12 protein-coding genes are annotated in these 19,056 nt (G+C 52.0%); 7 read left to right on the forward strand and 5 right to left on the reverse strand.

Annotated elements, in window-relative coordinates; all coding sequences use genetic code 11:
* Positions 1-221: 221 nt before the first annotated feature.
* Positions 222-1,694, reverse strand: coding sequence for an excinuclease ABC subunit UvrC (locus AAGJ81_10465; protein ID MEM0966559.1), 1,473 nt, complete (start codon positions 1,692-1,694; stop codon positions 222-224).
* Between AAGJ81_10465 and AAGJ81_10470 the strand changes: the two genes are divergently transcribed.
* The 7 genes from AAGJ81_10470 to AAGJ81_10500 all read left to right on the forward strand — a co-directional run bounded on the left by AAGJ81_10470 (position 1,666) and on the right by AAGJ81_10500 (position 8,807).
* Positions 1,666-3,036 (forward strand): CinA family nicotinamide mononucleotide deamidase-related protein, encoded by a 1,371-nt coding sequence (locus AAGJ81_10470; GenBank protein ID MEM0966560.1) that lies wholly within the window; start codon positions 1,666-1,668, stop codon positions 3,034-3,036. The two genes, AAGJ81_10465 and AAGJ81_10470, sit on opposite strands and share 29 nt — an antisense overlap.
* 137 nt (positions 3,037-3,173) lie before the next feature.
* Positions 3,174-3,314 carry a 50S ribosomal protein L34 gene (rpmH, locus tag AAGJ81_10475; GenBank protein MEM0966561.1) on the forward strand — a complete coding sequence of 47 codons (141 nt, stop codon included), beginning with the start codon at positions 3,174-3,176 and terminating at the stop codon, positions 3,312-3,314.
* 4 nt (positions 3,315-3,318) lie between these two features.
* Complete coding sequence (rnpA, locus tag AAGJ81_10480) at positions 3,319-3,675, forward strand: ribonuclease P protein component (GenBank protein ID MEM0966562.1); 357 nt, start codon at positions 3,319-3,321, stop codon at positions 3,673-3,675.
* A complete protein-coding gene (locus AAGJ81_10485; protein ID MEM0966563.1) occupies positions 3,675-5,522 on the forward strand; it encodes a YidC/Oxa1 family insertase periplasmic-domain containing protein in 1,848 nt (615 codons plus the stop codon). The genes rnpA and AAGJ81_10485 overlap by 1 nt, the downstream gene beginning before the upstream one ends.
* Before the next feature lie 81 nt (positions 5,523-5,603).
* Positions 5,604-6,350: a YebC/PmpR family DNA-binding transcriptional regulator gene (locus AAGJ81_10490; protein MEM0966564.1), complete on the forward strand. Its 747-nt coding sequence runs from the start codon at positions 5,604-5,606 to the stop codon at positions 6,348-6,350.
* A 128-nt stretch (positions 6,351-6,478) separates the two neighbouring features.
* Positions 6,479-7,831 carry an MFS transporter gene (locus AAGJ81_10495; GenBank protein MEM0966565.1) on the forward strand — a complete coding sequence of 451 codons (1,353 nt, stop codon included), beginning with the start codon at positions 6,479-6,481 and terminating at the stop codon, positions 7,829-7,831.
* Positions 7,824-8,807, forward strand: coding sequence for an SAM-dependent methyltransferase (locus tag AAGJ81_10500; GenBank protein ID MEM0966566.1), 984 nt, complete (start codon positions 7,824-7,826; stop codon positions 8,805-8,807). Before AAGJ81_10495 ends, AAGJ81_10500 begins: the two co-directional genes overlap by 8 nt.
* A 123-nt stretch (positions 8,808-8,930) precedes the next feature.
* Here AAGJ81_10500 and AAGJ81_10505 read toward each other — a convergent pair whose 3' ends face one another.
* The 4 genes from AAGJ81_10505 to AAGJ81_10520 form a co-directional block, all read right to left on the reverse strand.
* Positions 8,931-11,474 carry a glycogen/starch/alpha-glucan phosphorylase gene (locus AAGJ81_10505; GenBank protein MEM0966567.1) on the reverse strand — a complete coding sequence of 848 codons (2,544 nt, stop codon included), beginning with the start codon at positions 11,472-11,474 and terminating at the stop codon, positions 8,931-8,933.
* 117 nt (positions 11,475-11,591) lie between these two features.
* Positions 11,592-13,802, reverse strand: a complete 2,211-nt coding sequence (locus AAGJ81_10510; GenBank protein MEM0966568.1) for a cytochrome c3 family protein — start codon at positions 13,800-13,802, stop codon at positions 11,592-11,594.
* A gap of 158 nt (positions 13,803-13,960) precedes the next feature.
* Positions 13,961-16,606, reverse strand: a complete 2,646-nt coding sequence (locus AAGJ81_10515; GenBank protein ID MEM0966569.1) for a BatD family protein — start codon at positions 16,604-16,606, stop codon at positions 13,961-13,963.
* On the reverse strand, positions 16,606-19,044 hold the full coding sequence (locus AAGJ81_10520) for a VWA domain-containing protein (protein MEM0966570.1): 2,439 nt from the start codon (positions 19,042-19,044) through the stop codon (positions 16,606-16,608). Before AAGJ81_10520 ends, AAGJ81_10515 begins: the two co-directional genes overlap by 1 nt.
* Positions 19,045-19,056: the final 12 nt, after the last annotated feature.

Raw genomic sequence — 19,056 nt, forward strand, 5'->3', positions numbered from 1 at the left:
GGTGCGCTACTTCACCGACGGAAGGGTTCTGGGCTCGGAGGCCTTTGTCGCTAGTCAGGCCGCTACGCAGCCGCAGCTCTCAGCGGTGAGACCACCGGGACCGAAGGCGATGAGAGGTGCAGATTGGAGAGGGCTCACCGTACTCGGGGGGCTTCGAAAGGATTTGTTCGGGTAGGCTTCTGCTCAAGAGAAGAAAGTCGTCTCAAATGCGAGGGTACTCTTTACCCTCGTGTTAGATGGGAAAAGAGGGTTTGTGCGAAGCTTTCTCCAAAACCTTGCACCGAGGAGAGTTCCTCCAGACTTGCAGCCCGGATGGCTTGAATTGAGCCAAAATGAGTCAACAGAGCTTCCCTTCTTTTCGGTCCCAATCCAGGAACGTCGTCTAGGATCGATTCCCGAATCTTCTTCGACCGAAGATCAGCATTGAAGGAGTTCGCAAAGCGGTGAGCTTCGTCTCTCGCGCGCTGCAAGAGTCTGAGCCCAGGGTCGTGGATGGGCAAGCGTAGAGGACTTCTCTCGGTGGGAAAGATTATGGTCTCTTCTTTCTTTGCGAGTCCGATCAGGGCAGGGGGATCCAAGTCGAGAATTAGAAACGCTCGTAGAGCGGCGGAGACTTGTCCTTTTCCTCCGTCTATTACAATCAAATCCGGAAACGGCGTTCCTTGCTCGGACATTCGGCGATACCGACGTCCAACGACCTCCTCCATTGCCCGAAAATCATCATTTCCCTCAAACGACCGAATTTTAAATCTTCTGTAGTTCTTTTTGTCCGGTTTTCCGCTCACGAACCGCACCATCGATGCGACCGTAAAACTTCCTGAAATGTGGCTGATATCGAAGCATTCTATTGAGTTGAGCTTACCCTGCAGTCCTAAAGCTTCGGAGAGGCGGGATGAGCCAGATTCTGCAATATTGTGCTCCGGAAGGGCGCGGGTAAATTTGCGCCCCTGAGCTATGGTCTTCCTTAGCGACTGGAGCGTATCCCGAAGGCCTGCTGCCTCTTCGAATCTCTGCTCCTTTGCGCACCGCCGCATTTCCTTGTCCAACTCGCGGAGCCACTCTCTACTGCGCCCTTCCAAGAAGGTGCAGGCTTTGCGAACTCGATCCCTATATTCATCCACAGTGATTTCATTTTCGTGGCCGTAAATCTCAGCACGGGCATCTTGATACAGTCGTAGTCTGTCCCCCGGAAGCTTTCTTGGAGAGGCATCTGCCAAAAGAACACCAAATTTTTGGCGCATTTCACCGAGGGTTTTCCGCAGCGGTCCTGCGTGGGCAAAAGGCCCGAAATAGAGAGAGCCATCTTGCGAACGATTTCTGGAAAGGCGAAATTTCGGAATCTCGCTATGAACATCCACGCGGATCAAAAGAAACCGTTTGTCATCAGTGAAATCTGTATTGTAGCGGGGCTTGTATTCCTTGATGAGTCTTCCTTCGAGTAGAATAGCCTCTGCTTCAGAACGGACTTCAATGACTTCGATATCACGGACCAGAGTAATCATGGTGCGGATCTTTGGCTGATCGATTTGGCGAAGGCGCGAAGGTTGAAAGTAAGAAGTTACCCGCTTCTTCAACTCCTTTGCTTTTCCCACATAGATGACCTCCCCGAGGCGATCTTTCATCAGGTAAACACCCGGCCGGTAGGGAAGCTGATGCAGAATTTCCTTGAGTTTACCTGTTGGTGGAGTTCGCAATTTAGCCGATTATCTTCACTATTTCGAACCAGTCAACCTAAGTGCTTTTAGTCCCCTTCTCATGAGTCATAACTTTTCAGTCGCCGTAGTTAACGTGGGTGATGAGCTCCTGCTCGGTATCCGAGAGAACGCCCATCTGTCCTACATTGGGCAGCACGTCTCCAAGAGGGGGGGCGACCTAGTGCATGCTAGGGTGGTTCCAGATCAGGTCGACGAGATTGCCGAAGCGATCTCAGGTTCAATGAAGGTTGCGGACATAGTTTTCGTAACTGGCGGATTGGGACCAACAGCCGATGATTTGACTCGGGAAGCAATGGCAAAAGTGCTGGGGTCGCGTTTGGTTCACGACTCCCAGGTGGAAAAGGGAATTCGGCAAAAGTTCCAGTCAGTCGGTCGGAGTATGTCGCAAAATAACCTTCGCCAATGTCAACGTCCTCCGGAAGCAGAGGTAATTTCGAATCGGTGGGGCACCGCGCCGGGCCTTCGCATGCACCTAGAGCATAGCTTCATCTATCTACTCCCGGGACCGCGGTCCGAGCTGGGTCCCATGTTTGAGGAGGAAGTCCTGCCTGAATTGGAGGAGAAGGGATGTCTTGGTGATCAGTCCTCGTGGCTCCAGATTCGAACCGCTGGCCTTGGTGAATCTACAGTAGAAACCCGGCTTGCACCGATTGTAGAAAGCCGGCCCAACGTTCAGTTTGCTTTTTGCGCCCATGCAGGAATCGTCGACGTCCGTCTTTCTCCTGCGGAGTCAGGAACCGGAACCGCTGCAGTCAACCAGGCTGGGGAGGAGTGCCGTTTGATGCTTGGGGAGAATTTCTTTGGTTTTGGCAACGATTCTCTGGCTAAGATTTTGATCCTCCAGCTCCGCTGCTGGGATCGCACTCTTGCCGTAGCTGAATCCTGCACCGGGGGCCTTCTTTCTGGTTCCTTTACGGACATTCCTGGAGCCTCAAAAGTATTCATCGGTGGTGTTGTTGCTTACACTAATGCGACAAAGGTCCAGCTGTTGGATGTCCCCGAATCGCTTCTCCAACAGCATGGAGCAGTAAGCGGCGAGGCTGCAGTGGCGATGGCGACTGGTGCTGCTGAACGGCTCGGGTCTGATTATGCTTTGTCTGTTACCGGATTTGCGGGTCCGGAAGGGGGTACTGCGGAGAATCCTGTGGGAACGGTTTACGCCGCTCATTTCTCGCCTTCAGGAGTCTGGTCGAAGAGGTTGGTGCTCCCTGGGAATCGGGGGGCTGTCAGAGAAAGGGCGGTGAATGAGACGTTGGATTGGGCTCGTCGAACACTGAATCGTTACAAGGTTCACGACTTTCTTGCCTCTCCCGGAGAGTGACCTTTCTGCGCATTTCCTGCGGGAACCATCACCAACCCCTCAAGGTAGTTACTCTTCCTTCCAGGTTTTCCGTAGGAGCGTTGGGTTGACAGTGAATGCTCGGTCCGTTTTTGTTCTCGGTTTTTCCCGAAAGAACCATGCAACCGACATATCGCCCTTCTAAGATCAAGAGAGCCCGCAAGTTTGGCTTTCGTAAGCGCAACTCGACCCGTTCCGGTCGAAAGATACTTGCAGCACGTAGGCGTAAAGGCCGAGCACGCCTATCTGCGTCTCGCTAGAGATATGCACTTTTCCCGGCAGTGCCGGATTCTGAAAAGTGCGGAATTCGCTCTTGTTCGTCAACATGGTCAGTGGTTGCCCGGTCGTTTCTTTCATTTGCAGGTGATGGAGAGAGAAAACCAATCGTCCGGGAGTCGTCTTGGCCTGGTGGTTTCCCGCAAGGTAGGCTCAGCTGTCGTGCGGAACCGAATCAAGCGCCGTTGTCGCTCTCTCTTTCAAATGCTGAGTCCAGACCTTTTACGATCTTTGGACGTAGTTGTCGTCGCAAAGCGTGATCTCGATCAGGTTTCCTTCTCTGCGCTGGAGAACGATTTTAGAAAGAGACTGAGCCGCTGGATTTTGGTCGCAGACTCCCGGTAATGGACAAAAAGAACGTATTGATTGGGCTCGCCTTCATTTTGGCGGCTTTCGGACTCATGTTCTACCAGTCCTCGCAGATGGAACCTGTTCCGGTTGAGCCTGAAACACCTGTAGAGGAGGCACTGCCCTCGAGTTCTGATACGGACTCAGGAACTGACCTTGGATCTCTAGAGGGAGAAGAAACTGCCCCGGTTGCTGATGGTTCGGGGGAAGAACCGGTCTTCCAGCCGGTGGCACCTGAAGTCGTTGCCGAGGAAGAAGAGACTGCAAGCGTCGAGGAAGTCACGAGGAGTCTGGCAAACGAGTTTATTGATGTTCAGTTCACCTCACGTGGAGGTGGCATCAAGCAAGTCCATTTCCTCCAAACCAAACGAGGTGGGATGGACACGTTTGTGTTTAATGCGGACACTCGTTTGCCTGCCTTGGGCGTAAGCATTCGAGGGCCTGATTCGGAGTATTCGTTCTCTCGGAACTACAGTATTTTAGAGGATGAAACGAACCAAACTCAGATTGTTTTCGAGCGAGAGTTAGTGAGTAACATTTTTGTTAGACGTGTTTTCTCCATTTCTAGCCCTGGCGAGGAGGGGGTAGACCCATACCTTATTCGCCATAAAACGACTTTTATTAACCGGTCTGAACAACCTCTGGAATCGGGAGATGGGGCCTACTTGAATTTGGGAACGGTTTACTCAATTGGGCCGGATACGAGAGGGGAATTTTTGGCTTTCGGCTATTTCGATGGTGAAGACGCAGAGTTTATCAGGAGTCGCAAATTCACGGGAAGTTCCGGTTTTCTTGGAATCGGAGCAAGTGCGCCAGTATCAAGTGTGTCAGAATCCAGAAACGATTTAAATGTAGTCTGGGGTTCGGTGAAGAATCAGTTCTTCGCTTTTGTAGCGACGGTAGGGGAGGGCGTGCGGAGTAATGGATTCTTTGCAACAGGTTCCTCCGTCATCCCGCCGAATCCTCCAGACGCGCCTCCTGCTGATGCGATTCGGGCAAGTTTAGCCTTCCCGCTAGAGCGCATCGAGCCAGGCGAGAGCTTGGATATCGCGATCGACTTCTACGCTGGGCCAAAAGAGTTTCGCCGCCTGACCCAACTTGGTGAGAAGCAGGACGAGGTGATGCAGTTTGGGTTTCTGAGTTTCTTCAGCAAGATTCTTCTCTCCTTCCTGTACGCGATCCACACGGTGGTGCCTAGCTGGGGATGGTCGATCGTCGTGATGACCATCATCATCAAGTTGATCTTCTGGCCATTGACTGCCAAGGCGACCCAATCCCAAAAGCGGATGCAGAAGATTCAGGCTCCGCTTAAGGAGCTTCGCGAGCAGTATAAGGACAACCCGCAGAAGATGCAGAAGGAGACGATGAAGCTCTTTCGCGAGAACAAGGTGAATCCGGCCGCGGGATGTCTGCCGATCCTGATTCAGATGCCGATCTTTATCGGTCTGTTCTGGATGCTAAGGACCGCTTCCGAACTGAGGTATGCCCCGTTTCTTTGGATCGACGACCTGTCCCGACCGGATACGGTAGCAGTCGTTTTTGGTCTGCCGATCAACATCCTCCCGTTGATCATGGGAGTCACCATGTTCTTCCAAATGAGGATGACGCCTGCGATGGCGAATGCTGACCCTCTTCAGCAAAAGATCTTCAAGTTCCTCCCTTTCGTTTTTCTGGTCATCCTCTACAATTTTTCCTCCGGCCTCGTTCTCTATTGGACGGTGCAGAATCTACTCACTATTCTGCAGCAATACATCACGAACAAGCGAAGTGATGTGGCCAATGAACCGGTAGTGATCCCGAGTTCAGCGAAAAAGAAGGCGAAGAAGAGCACCGGAAAGAAGTAAGATCCCTCTGCTCGGTTTGAGGAGGTTCAATTGAGGGACTATCCCCTTGCCCCGAGTCGGGTCAGTTCCATCATGTAATCCATGTCTGGACATAGTAAATGGGCGACCACCAAGCGTCACAAAGCAGCGGTGGACGCAAAACGCGGAAAAATTTTCAGTGTGATTAGCAAAGAGCTGACCCTTTCAGCGCGTGACGGAGGGGGTGACCCCGAGTTCAATCCCCGTCTTCGGACCAATATTGCTAAAGCGAAGGCAGCAAATATGCCGGCCGATAATATCGAACGCGCCATCAAGAAGGGGACAGGAGAACTAGAGGGAGCAACCATTGAAGAGCTCACTTACGAGGGTTACGGTCCGGGGGGGGTTGGCTTGATCGTTGAGGTCACCACAGACAATAAGAATCGGAGTGCTTCTGAGGTGAGGAGCACCTTTACCAAGAACGGCGGTAACTTGGCGGGTTCTGGTGCATTGGCGTATAACTTTCAGAGGAAAGGCCAATTTCTTATCGCAGCTGATGCCACGAATGAAGACCAGCTGATGGAAGTGACGATTGAGGCAGGCGCAGAGGATATCCTGAATAATGGGGATCATTTTGAAGTGCTTTGCGAGATGGGTGAGTTTGATCACGTGGTTCAGGCTCTTGAGAAGGCAGAGATTCCGACAGAGTCTGCCGAGTTGGCCTATCTTCCCCAGACTCCTGTCGAGGTGACCGACTCCGACGTGGCCCGGCAAGTGTTGCGTCTGGTGGACACTTTGGAAGAGTTGGAAGACGTGAAGAACGTTTTTGCCAACTTCGAGATCGCTGATGAACTCTTGGCCGAGCGGTGACCGTTGATCGCTGATTCACTTCCGAATCTCTCTGCTCGAAACCGATTCTCGGAGGATCTTGTTTTGAGCACGAGAGAAGTGTCTCGGTGGTTGCGAAATCGCGGGGCGGTCGGGCATAGGTTTGGTCAATGACTCTCTTCCGTCCGGACCGACCTTTTCAGCCGAAAAAGGTTCGATTTTACTACGGTTGGGTCATCGCTGCTGCCGGAACTGTCGGGGTTATTTGTAGTATTCCCGGTCAGACGATGGGAGTGAGCGTTTTTACCGACTCTTTGATCGAGAATCTGGGAATAAGTCGCACGTGGATTAGTTTCGCGTATTTGATTGGAACGATCTGTAGCGGGTTTCTCGTAGTCCCTGTTGGTTGGCTTCTGGATGCTTCGGGATTCCGCTCAGGTGGAGTCTATGCAGGCTTGGGATTAGGGGTCGCACTTCTCTTTTTGTCTCAGGTGGATCGCATCGCAGAGGGAGTAAAAGAGGTGATCGCTCCAGATTCGGGAGTGGTTATTGGTTTCATTTTTGTGACTGCTGGCTTTTTTCTTCTCCGCTTTTGCGGGCAAGGGGTCATGACACTGGTGTCCCGTGGCATTGTAGCGAAGTGGTTCAATCATTACCGAGGAAGAGTGACTGCGATTACGGGCATTATCGGATCTTTTGCCTTCTCTGTAACTCCATTGTTCTTTGATGGACTGATTATAGAGTTTGGCTGGCGAGTATCCTGGGTAGGATTGGGGATTATCTGTGGATTTGTTTTTGCCGTCTTTGCATGGGTCGTGTTTCGTGACAATCCGGAAGAGTGCGGTCTTGAGATGGATGGTGGGCTTGAGAAAATTCCAGAGTCTAAGGTAAACCCAGACAACCGGGTGGTTAAACAGTATTCTACAGCGGAGGCACTCGGAACCTATGGGTTTTGGATTTACAATTTGGCGTTCTCCTTTCAGGGGCTGTTTATCACAGGTTACACGTTCCACATTCTATCTGTCGCGGATGATTTGGGGTTGGCCCGTGAGGTTGTTTTGGGAGCGTTTTTTCCGGGGGCCGTGATCGGAGTCTTCGTCAGTTTGGGAATCGGATGGTTGATCGATAAGACTCAGCTGAAGTATAGTCTGATTGTTTTTACGATAGGTACTGTCTTCATTCCTTTGGGCCTATTGTTCGCGCCGCATCAGTATTCTTTGATCATCCTGATCGCGGGTTTTGCGATGGGGGGTGGGGCCTTTTCACCTCTGATTGGAACGGTCTGGGCGCGTTTCTATGGTCGTAAATCTCTTGGAGCCATTAGCGGTTTCAATATGTCCTGTCTTGTAATCGGAAGTGCGCTCGGCCCGATAGGGTTTAGTCTTAGCTATGAATTTTTGGGTGGATATCGACCCGCCATCGCAATCTCAGTGGGTTGTGGCGTGTTGCTTTTGGCGGGTGCTTTCTTCGCGGAGAACCCACAGCGGAAGCTCCGAGAAGAAATGAAGGCCACTTGTGAGTGAGTTGCTCCCGCAGCCTTTGGCTACCGCTTTGGAAAAGCGAGGAGCTATTCCATTTTCGCAGTTCTGTCGGATAGCCCTCTATGACGAGAACGATGGTTATTACCAAAAGGAGAAGCTTCGTGTTGGATCAAGTATCGAAGCGGATTTTACCACCAACCTTTCTGTTCAATCTACATTTGTCCCACTGGTTTTTGAATCGGTATGCAGTCTTTTGGGAAGGACGGATGTGTCTGACTATCACTTCATTGAGGTAGGAGCTGAGCCGAACCAATCGTCTTTCAAAGGACTTGCTCCTAATTTTGCCGAGGTCAGTAGCATTGGCGTTTCGGATTCTTTTCCGTCTTTGACGGGCAAGGTTGTGCTGTTTGCGAACGAGTGGCTGGACGCGCAACCGTTTGTCCGGCTTGTTTTTACGAATGGTGAGTGGCGGGAAGTCTTTGTCGAGCGTTTGAAAGAAGGTGGACTTGTCGAGAAGCTCTACCAAGTCCAAAGCAAAGATGGACTTTCCCTAGAAGCTCGCTTGCCGAGAGAAATGCCGGAGGGTTACCGGGTTGATCTGTCGATGGAGGTGGCGGGCGTGTTAGGGGAATACCTCAAGCAACCTTGGGAAGGCCTGTTCCTTACATTTGATTACGGCTCCTCTTGGGAGTCTTTGATTAGACAAATGCCCGATGGGAGTGGAAGGGCCTATCGAAAGCAAAGACTGAGCACCAACCTTTTGGATGATCCTGGTGAGTCGGATTTGACCTGCAATGTGTGCTGGGACGATGTTAAGGAATCGCTCGAGCTAGAGGGATTTACGGTTGACGGGCCGGAGCGCCAGGAGAGTTTTTTCCTCAATCATGCCAGCCAGAGAGTACGGGCGATTATAGAAGGTAAGGACGATCCAGACGGAGGTTCAAAGAGGCGTCTCATGCAGATCCTGCATCCCGCTAACTTCGGTGCCGCCTTTCAGGTTCTTTGGGGCCTGCGATAATGCTGTTTTGGTATAGACCTGGGACAGGCTTTTTTGGAAGGAAGATATAACATCCGCCTTTGCGGCGGATGCTACAGAGATTAGCTGAGAAAGGCTCCTACCCTGTTCGCCTTCAAAAGTGCCTCAAACAGAAACGGAGGGTAGGTCCCAAATTTCATCTGCGTATTGCTGGATCGTGCGGTCGGAAGAAAATTTGCCGACCCGCGCGGTGTTGAGGATGGCCATCTTGGCCCAGAGATCCCGGTCCCGGTAGGCTTGGTCCACTTTGCCCTGCGCTTCAATGTAGGCCTCGTAGTCCGCGCATACGAGGAATGGATCGCCGTCTTGAAGGAGGCTGTCCACTAGTGGCCGGAACGCTCCGAATTCGCCCGGAGTGAATGCATCGGATTGGAGCCAGTTGAGAACAGCCTTCAGCTCCGGGATGCGGTTGTAGTAGTCGTAAGGATTGTAGCCACTTGCGCGCAGAGCTGCTACTTCGTCGACCTTGAGTCCGAAGATAAAGATATTTTCTTCGCCGACCTCTTCTTCGATCTCGACGTTCGCACCATCAAGCGTGCCAATAGTGAGGGCGCCGTTCAGAGCAAACTTCATATTTCCGGTTCCCGAAGCTTCCTTTCCAGCGGTGGAAATCTGTTCGGAGAGATCGGCAGCGGGGATAATCTTCTCTGCAAGGGTTACCCCGTAATTGGGGAGAAAGGCGACTTTGATGCGACCTTCCACTCTCGGATCATGGTTGATCTTCTCCCCGACCTTGTTGATCGCCCGAATGATATTTTTCGCAAGGAAGTAGCCGGGTGCTGCCTTCGCTGCGAAGACAAAAACGCGGGGAACCATATCGTAATCCGGATTGTGTAGAATCCGGTGGTAGAGGGTCAGGATGTGAAGGAGATTCAGGTGTTGGCGCTTATACTCATGGAGACGTTTCACCTGAGCGTCGAAAATCGCCGATGGGTTGACACTGATTTTCAGGTGTTTCTCGATAAACTCCGCGAGCTGTTCCTTTTTCTTCAGTTTGACGTCGAGATAGGCTTTTCGGAACTCGGCCTTCTTGACAAGAGGTTCCAACTTGGTGAGGGCATCCAAATTCGCCGTCCAATCGCTGCCCACTTCTTTGGTGACGAGTTTGGACAGTTCCGGATTACACGCGAGAAGCCACCTTCGAGGTGTGATTCCGTTTGTCTTGTTTTGAAATTTTCCAGGATACAACTGGTCAAAATCGTAGAAAAGGTTGTCTCGCAACAATTGGGTGTGAAGTGCGGCGACCCCGTTGACAGCATGGCTCGCAACAACAGATAGATACGCCATTCGAATCATCTGCGGGTGGCCCTCTTCAATGAGAGAGAGTTGCCTCTTCTTTTCCTCGTCTCCCGGCCACATAGCCTCTACCTCCTCCTTGAGAAACCGCCGGTTGATCTCAAAAATGATTTGGAGGTGACGAGGCAATACGCGTTCGAAAAGGGGAACACTCCATTTTTCCAGCGCTTCCGGGAGAAGGGTGTGGTTCGTGTAGGCGAAGGTCTTTCGCGTTATTGCCCATGCCTCTTCCCACTCTAATTTGTGCTCATCCACTAGGATTCTCATCAGCTCGGCCGTAGCGACAGCTGGGTGAGTGTCATTCAATTGGACGGCGACCTTCTCCGGGAACTTCGACCAATCCGTTTCCTGCTTATAAAACCGCCGGATGAGATCCTGAAGAGAGCAACAGACAAAGAAGTACTGCTGGACGAGGCGCAGCTCTTTCCCGCTCTCGGTCGCATCATTAGGGTAGAGAACCTTAGAGATCGTCTCTCCGATCGCTTTGTCTCGGACAGCCTCTACATAACCTCCTTGATTGAATACCTGAAAATCGAACTCTTCGGAGGCCTTTGATTCCCAAAGTCGGAGGAAGTTCACCGTTTTCGTTCCATAACCGCAGATAGGGATGTCGTAGGGAACTCCGTTAACCGTCCGCGTGTCGGTCCAGATTGGCTCAAAATCCCCTTTCTCGTTCACGCGATTTTCTACCCGACCGTAGAGACGGACCGTTTGGCTGTATTCTGGGCGGATGATCTCCCAAGGGTTACCGAATTTCTCCCAATTGTCTGGTCGTTCGACTTGATGCCCGTTCTCAAACTCCTGCCTAAAGAGTCCATACTCATAATGAATCCCATAGCCCACCGCGGGCAGATCCAGACTGGCCAGAGAGTCGAGAAAGCATGCTGCCAAGCGCCCTAGGCCCCCGTTGCCGAGACCCATATCGTTCTCTTCCGAAGCAAGCTCGTCGAGTTCAAGTCCCAAGTCGCTCAACGCTTCGGACACTTGATCGAAGACGCCTGCGTTGAATATGTTGTTTCGAAATAGGCGTCCCATCAGATACTCGAGACTCAAATAGTAAACCCGCCTGACATTCTGCTTGTTGTGGACCCCCATCGTGTCGATGAAACGGGTGAGAATCTGGTCCTGAACCACCTTAGAGGTGGCGATCCACCAATCCCGCCGCGTCGCGGTGGCTGTGTCTCTTGCCAGAGTTTTTTCAAGGTGCCCAATGATCGCCGCCTTGATATCCTTCGAGGAAGGCAAAGCAGACTCTTGAGAAGGCGCCGTCTCGCCGTCTCGTTTCTTCGACTTTGGTTTATTTGCGCTCTTTTTTGCGACCTTCTTGCTAGTTGCGGGCGTTTTTCCTGACATGATTCGAAATTGGCGTGGTGGTTAAGGTTTTGAAATCGTTCGTATGCTGTAAGCGGGAATCGTTCCCAAGCGCAAACAAATCAGAAGCGAGTGGGACGATAATAATTCTATTGATCGCTAGAATTCCTGAGTCCCGAGCATTGTTTGATCAATGGCGTCAGACGCAGTCTGCCACTCGGGACTGTTTCTGAGCCGAGTTGCCTTTTCCAGGGACTCTCTGGCCTTTGCAGGCTCACCGTTCCTAAGGTAGGCCAGAGCAAGATTGTACCAAGCCCTATCAAAACTCGGATCAAGCCGGGTGGTGATCTGCAGAAGCTGAATTGTCTCCGGTATCCTACCTTCTTCGGCTCGGAGGAGAGCGAGTGAAAACGGAATTTGTGCCTGATCGGGAGCCATCCCATATGCTTTTTCGAGGAGCCGATTGGCTTCGGTGAGATTTCCCAATCGGCTTTGGAGGACAGCCACTTGACGAAGCAATTCTGCGTTACCGGGTTCCAGAGAAATCGCCCGATCAATCCACAGTTGGGCATTTCTGCGATCCCCTTCTCTAATGGCTTCACTTGCGAGAAGAAGGGCGTTCTGCGGACGGTCCGAATTGTATAGCAAATACTCCTCCCATTCTACTGACGCCGATGGATCAGGAATACTCTCTCCACGTGCGACGAATGAACGAGCGGCTGCAATCCGAACGTTGAGGCTCGGATCGTCAAGAATTTGATCAAAGTTGGGACCTGCAGCACCTGACTCGCCGAATGCGTAAGCGGCCTTAGATCGGACCATAGAACTTGGGTCGTTTAGGCTTTCTTCTAGGAAATCCTGCACCTTTGAATCGTTGGAGTACCAGGTCAGGAGCTCTGTATATGCGGCTCGCCACGCGTGGATCGGCTCTTTTCTTGCAATCGAAATTAGGTCATCAGCAATTCCGTCTTCATGGTTCCAAGCCGATTGTAAGACTCTGGCCCTTTCTCTTTGCCGTGAAAGCACTACTTTCTCGGGATACCACTCTTCGACTTTTCTGGCGGCCCAGTCGACGCTTTGATCTTCGTGGCATTTTGAACAGGCATTGGGAATACCCATCTCAATAGTGAGCAGTGGATCTGGCGAGAGAAAGCCATGATCGGCTCGTGGGTCTCGCACCATATAAGGTGTTTTTGGCATATGGCATTCTACACATAGATTTCCAGAGCTTCCTTCGGCGTGATGACTATGGGTGAGTGGTTCAATCAAAGGTGCGCCATCGAGACCGGTATCATGACACCAGGTGCAGGCTGCATTGTTTGTCGTAGGTCGGGTCAACTCCATGGAGTGTGCGTCGTGGCAATCAAGGCAGTCGACCCCCGCATGACCCATGCGACTCATCTCAAAGGATCCGAACACGAAGACCTCGTCTCGTATCTGTCCATCTGCGTAGTAGAGTCCATTCCGCACTGGAAGAGTAAGGTCGTAGTGATCAAAGTAACTGTCGCCGGGCCTGAATTCATTCGCGGTCAGCTCGTCTCGTCGGGAGTGACAAGTTGCGCAGGAAGCTTTCACTTTCACATCGGTGAGTTTTCGAGGCAATTGGCCTCCATTTTCGGTGCTGGCGGTTGCCACATGTGCTTCCAGCCCGGTATGACACTGCATGCAGGAGATGGATTGACGGGTCCATAGGGATTGATACTCACCTGTCTTCGGATTCAGTCCTTTCTCATATTCAGTCATGTGACAAGTTGCGCAATTGGCGTTCCAGTTCATTCCTTGACCGGTCCAGTGTCCCCAGTCTCCCCTCCGTCTTCCTTCACCTGGAAAGACTTCGAACCATTCATTCTCTTTTGGGTCGAATGCGTCAGTGGTGGTTTGCCATTTTCCGCCCGGAAATGGTGCAAGATATTGAATAAGCGGATCGTAGCCGATAACGCCTTCAAGCGGATAAGCACTCCCATTTTGATCTCCAACGACAAGTGTAGGCGTGCCGTCGTTCCACTCGAGACGATGGACTCTACCGGAGTCCGTCACTTCTCTTGCTGGTGTAAATGCGTATTCGTCACGTAGAGTGCTAACCGCGCGGTTTGCTTGGGCATGGTGACTGCGTCTCCATTCTTCAAATTCTGCTGGATGACATTCCTTGCAAGCGTTCTCACCGATGAGCGAGAGACGTTCTGGTCGATGGGTTAAAGGGAACGGGCCGGCTGTTTGCGCCTCGTAGTCACCCTTCTGGCGTGTATCAGACTGCTTGGAGCAAGCACTGAAGATAAGGACATAGAAAACGGCTAAGGCGAAACGCGTAACAACAAGGATCGTTTTCCGGCTTTGGAACGACGACCCTCCAATGAGTCGACTCAGGGGCATGACAAGCCAGAAAGCCTCAAGTCCAGGCGGTAGTAAAGATTGATTGAAAATTTAGAAGGCCGCTTGATTCTGGATATTAAGTGAGCTTTGCTTTGCTGCGAAAGATGCTCTGCTGCCTGTGGGAGACGCCACAGAATCTTGCTTCTAAGGAATGGCTTTTACGGAAAGACCGTCTCGATTTCGCTGGCCAGAACCCAGCCTCGATCACCATCTCTAGTCTGAACCTGATAAAAGTCTCCGTAGCCCTCTTTGACAGCTACAGTAGAGCCGGGAGGGATCCTTTCTTCTAAGGGACTAGACGCCGTTGGAGCTACGCGGAGGTGGGTTTCTGAATCGATGACGATCGCTCGCTCACTCATCTTGAACCAGATGTATTGGCTCCAAACCGAGAAACCCAGGAAGACCAGAGACAGAAGAAGAACAGTATTTCGCCAAATCTTGGGCAGGCGAGTGGGTCTGGATAGAAGGACAACTGCGATTATCGTCCAGAAAGCAACCGACAGAACGAAACCCCACGAGCTCCAGTTCAAGCGGAACGCTAGATCAGTCCAGCGGGAGATTTCCACGGGTTCGAGTGCCGCTGCCTCCCGCGTTATTTTCAGGTTGGCCCTAACATCCGGATTCCCTGTGTTAAGAACAAAGGCGCGCTCATAAAAGAGGATGGCACTTGGGTAGTCGCGCAGCTGGTAAAAAGTGTTCCCGAGATTATAAAACACCGCCTCTGAGGCAGACTGATCCACCAGCGATAAGAAACCGTTTTTCGCCTCCTCAAAATCCCCGTTTTCGTAGGCGGATACGGCACCTTCGAAGATTTGCTGCGGATCCTCATCAATAGTTGGATCGAAATCGTCTCCGAATCCTGAGTTCTCGGGAACCTGCCCTGTCACTCCCGCAGGGAACAGCATGATCGACGCAATAAGCCCGACTATAACCAAAGCTCCCACTGATTTCTGAATGAGGCGGCTCGAAGGGGCTTTCTTTTTCTTTCCCAAAATTTCTCGAAGCAAGCGTTCAAGGTTTGGGAAATCGGACTGAGGATTCGCGCTTTTCGCGCTTCCTCCTCCGTAACCGATCGCTTCGTTGGCGCGGAAAAACTGCTGAACCTGAGAGAGGCAATCTTCCTCCGCGCTCATCGATCTTAGAGTTGAAAGGACTTCGGCTTCGGTAAGTGATTCGGGTTCACCCCGCTGGAATGGTCCGACACTTTCTTGAATAGCCCGAGTCGCCGAAGCAAGAAATCCGATCGTACTTCCCGCAGCAGCATCAGACTTTGCCTGGGTCAAGAACCTTTTACTTGCGCGACGTGCACGGTTTCGTTTGGCGTAGTCAGGATCGTCCCTGAGAAGTGCGCGATGCCGTGCGAAAACGAAAGCTGTGAGAATGAGGGCAAGCAACAAGGCCTGTAGCGCGATGAACCAAGACTTAAAGAGGATTGGCTGAAGGGGGGCATTACCGCCGCGACTCCATGCCGAACTGATCGGAAGAAGGTCTGGGCCTCTCCTCGCCTCGACCGGATTTGCATCCGGCTCGCTCCTTTGCGGTGCAAGGGTTCCTTCTGGAGCTGGTGCAACGACGAGAGCGGTCGTTGGCACAGCGATTGTCTTGTATTCTCCAATGTCCGGCGAGAAGTAGCTAAGGTTGAACGCCGGTGTAGCAGAAATTTCTTCTGAGAGTGGAATCAGGGTGAAGGTGAAGTTTTTTACTCCCGAGTAGCCCAGATTGTCTCGCGGAGTAAAACTGGTTTCAGGGCTGTACTCTCTCCAGAGGCCATCCGAATTCTCAATCATCGGCGCGCCAACGCGGTCAAAATTTCCGGATCCTGAGATTTCAATTGAGAACAATAACGGCTCCCCTACTTGAACATCTGTTCCGGAGACAAGGGTCTCCTCAACTTGGAATTCTCCGATCCCGCCCGTGAAGTCTATGGGCTGCCCTGTTGTGGGGAGCGGGAGGATCTCAATCTCCTGGTCCTCGGAATAGGCTACAATTTCCTGTCGATTGAAGATCTGATCAAAGAGCGAGGGCCCAAAGAAAGAGCGAGATTGAAAAGGATTTCGCCGATTGTTTTCCCGTAAGGTTACTGCCAGCGGTAGTTCGAAAAAGAGTGGCTGCTTGCCAGTCTTGAGGGGGGTCAAAAGAACCTTCCAATCGGCGACCGTGAAGGGCTGTTCGCCCAGTGCCGTCCGGCTCTGGGCCATCTCGGAAAACTCACCGACTGAGAAAGCGTCCCCAATCTTATTCGGGTGATTGCCGTTTCGGAGCAATGAAGCGTTCTCGACTTTTCGGCTGTTTACGTACAGCCTTACATCGACTGGAACTGCTTCCCCAACATACAGGTTCTCCCGGGGAAGCAGGGTCTCCAGCCAAACAGCCTCAAAGTCCTCGGTAACACCTGAATCTTCCTGATTTGGCCGTTCCACGACGGTAAGGGAGGCGGCAGGCACTTCTATTTCCTCCCCGTTCTGAATGACTGGAAAAGGAGGCATTACAAACTCGCCGGGTCTCGTGGTGCGCACTCGGAAGAGGTGGGCGGAGTGGATGTTGGTTCGGCCGTTGATGATATTCACCTGTTGATTCGGACCGAGATACTGAAAGGTAAGTCCCTCCACAGCAGGAATTTCCGGTTGCGGCATCCGAAAGAAGTTCACAGCGCTACCTTCGCTCGAGAAGGTGATCCGAAGAAGGGCTGACTCACCTGCTACGACTCTCGTTGGTTCGAACGACGACAACGCTTGAACCTGAGCAGACACTTTGATAGCCCCCAGTAGGAGCACGGTGACAGCCGTTGCGATTACGAGTTTCACTACCAGTTTCTCCGTGGGCCGTCGTTGGTTGAGCCTTCTGAACCGCTGCCAGCGAAAGGTAATTTTCGCTCTGAGTTTTTCAAGCTATCGAGAAGCCGAGCTGCGTCGTCCTGAGACATTACGCCCACCACGATCTCCTCACCGGACCCGTCATCTCCTTCCTCTCCCGCGGAAGCAGCCGCTTCGGCTATTTCTTCTGCAATTTCATTAGCCTGCTCATCACTCAACTCGATCGCCTCGTTCTCTTCGGAAATCGATTCCTCTTGTTCAGCGGAGGCTTGGGACTCGGCGGATTCTGAACTCTCCTGCTCGTCAGCTTGTTCTTCTGCTTGTTCTCTTTCTCCGTCACCAGACTGTGTTTCAGATTCCTGAGTCTGCTCGTCCCCTGCTTGCGACTGCTGTTCATTTTCATCAGAAGCTTCAGATTGCTCGGACTCGGGGTCTTGCTGGTCAGAATTATTCTCCTCCCCGGCCCGATCTTCTTCAGGTTGGTTCGATTGTTCACTTGAACTTTCTTCATTCTCATCCTGCTGATTCTCGGATCCGGAATCTTGGTTTTGCTGCTGATCCTGACTCTGATTCTGGTCCTCTTGATCTTGGTCCTGTTGGTCCTCGTTCTGCTGATCTTCGTTCTCTTGTTGCTCGAGGAGCTTCTTTAACTCCTCAATCAGGTATTCAAGTTCTTCGATCTGTTTCTGCTGATCCTCCTCCAACCGTTCCTTCAGATCGGTCTGCTGAGAAAGCGTAGCTGTCTCTTGCTTCACATACTCAAGATTGTGTAGGGCGTCTTCATTCGTCGGAGTGAGTTCAAGAGTGCTTTCGTAATCATTGATGGCGCGTTGCCACAAGCTTTCCACGGGACTGTTACCGTTGATTGCTAGACGGAGAGACTCGACCGATTGCTCCGTCGCTTCTTGGCGTTGTTCCAGAAGGGAGATTGCCTGTTGAAGCTGATCTTGAGGAGGAACCTGAATAGGAGCGTTTTCCAAAATCTGACGCCCAATAGCAATTGGCTGTTGGTTTTCTCCGGAAACTGATGTCGAGGTGCGAATAGTTTCGGCCGGATCGTTATCGGAAAACAAAGAGCGCCCTTGCTGGTAGCGGGTGTTCCCCAAATTGTAGAAGGTATCGGCTTGGAGAGGGAAATCCTGGAACAGCCTCAGTGCGTCCTTGAATCGATCTTCCGCGAGTTTGTATTGCCCTTCGCCGTACAGTGCGGTGCCGCGATTGAAAAGTTCAACAGGATTGAGCGGATTACTCTCAATCTCTTGAGAGAACTGGGTGTCTGGAAGCTGGTCCAAAGGAATACTTTCGGTTTCGTTCGAAGGAGCTGATACTGGATCATTTGGGATTTGTGCCATCGCACTTGGCGTCTCAGCTACCACGAGCATGAGGCAGATCAGTAGAGTCGCAGCCACTCCAGTTGAGCGCTTTCGCCAGCCCCTGCGGCTTCCTATTAATGGTTCAAGGAGCAGAAGGAAGAGAGCGATCGCTAAAGGCCACTGAAAACGTTCGATGGCCGTGCGCTGCAACTCCGACGAGATTTCTTCCTCTGGTATGGATCCAATCCCTGCGTTCAAGACCTGCTCGAGCCCAAAACCGGTCGAGCCGAGGGGCACATAAAATCCGCCGGTTGTCTCTGCGATCTCTGTCAAAGTAGTTTCGTCCAGCCGACTCTGTACAATCTGACCACTTTCGTCGCGGACGTATTCAATTCTCCCGGAGCGGTCGCGAATTGGGATCGGGCTTCCCTCTGCAGTTCCAACGCCGACGGCGTAGACCGTAACGCCGTTTCCCGCAGCCCGTTGTGCCTCCCTGACACCACTTTCCTCCAGGTCTTCGCCATCCGTGATCAGCACGACGATTTTATAGTTATTGTCTTCCGAGAAGGCCGACTCAGATTCTCGTAAGGCCGCGGATAGGTCGGTTCCTCCAGCGGAGATCACCGTAGTGTCCACGGCGTTGAGGGACTGCAGGAACGCATCGTAATCCAAAGTGAGTGGGCATTGGAGAAAAGCGCTTCCTGAAAACGCGACGAGCCCGATACGGTCTCCCTCGAGCTGTCCAACAAAATCCTCGATTGCGAGCTTGGCGCGAACCAGCCGGTTAGGCCTGATGTCTTGGGCAAGCATACTGCGGGATGAATCAAGTGCGAAAACGATATCAATCCCACGGCTCGTGCTCTCTGTCCAAGTGTGGCCCCATTGTGGCCTCGCAAGAGAGAGAAAGAGGAAACTGACGGCAATGAGTAGTAAAATGTTTTTGAGCTTCTTTCGCTGGGGACTGTACGACTGGAGAAGACTTTTGATGAGGCGATCCGAGGCGAATTTGCGGATCTTAAGGCGCCGACCCTTTCGATCAATTTGAAAGAGGAGAAGGACCAAGACCAACGCGATCGGCAAAACGTAGAGCCAAAACCTATCTGCGAATTCAATCATTTGGACCAGTAT

The sequence above is a fragment of the Verrucomicrobiota bacterium genome (genome assembly GCA_038744685.1).
Classification (GTDB): Bacteria; Verrucomicrobiota; Verrucomicrobiia; order Opitutales; family Puniceicoccaceae; genus Puniceicoccus.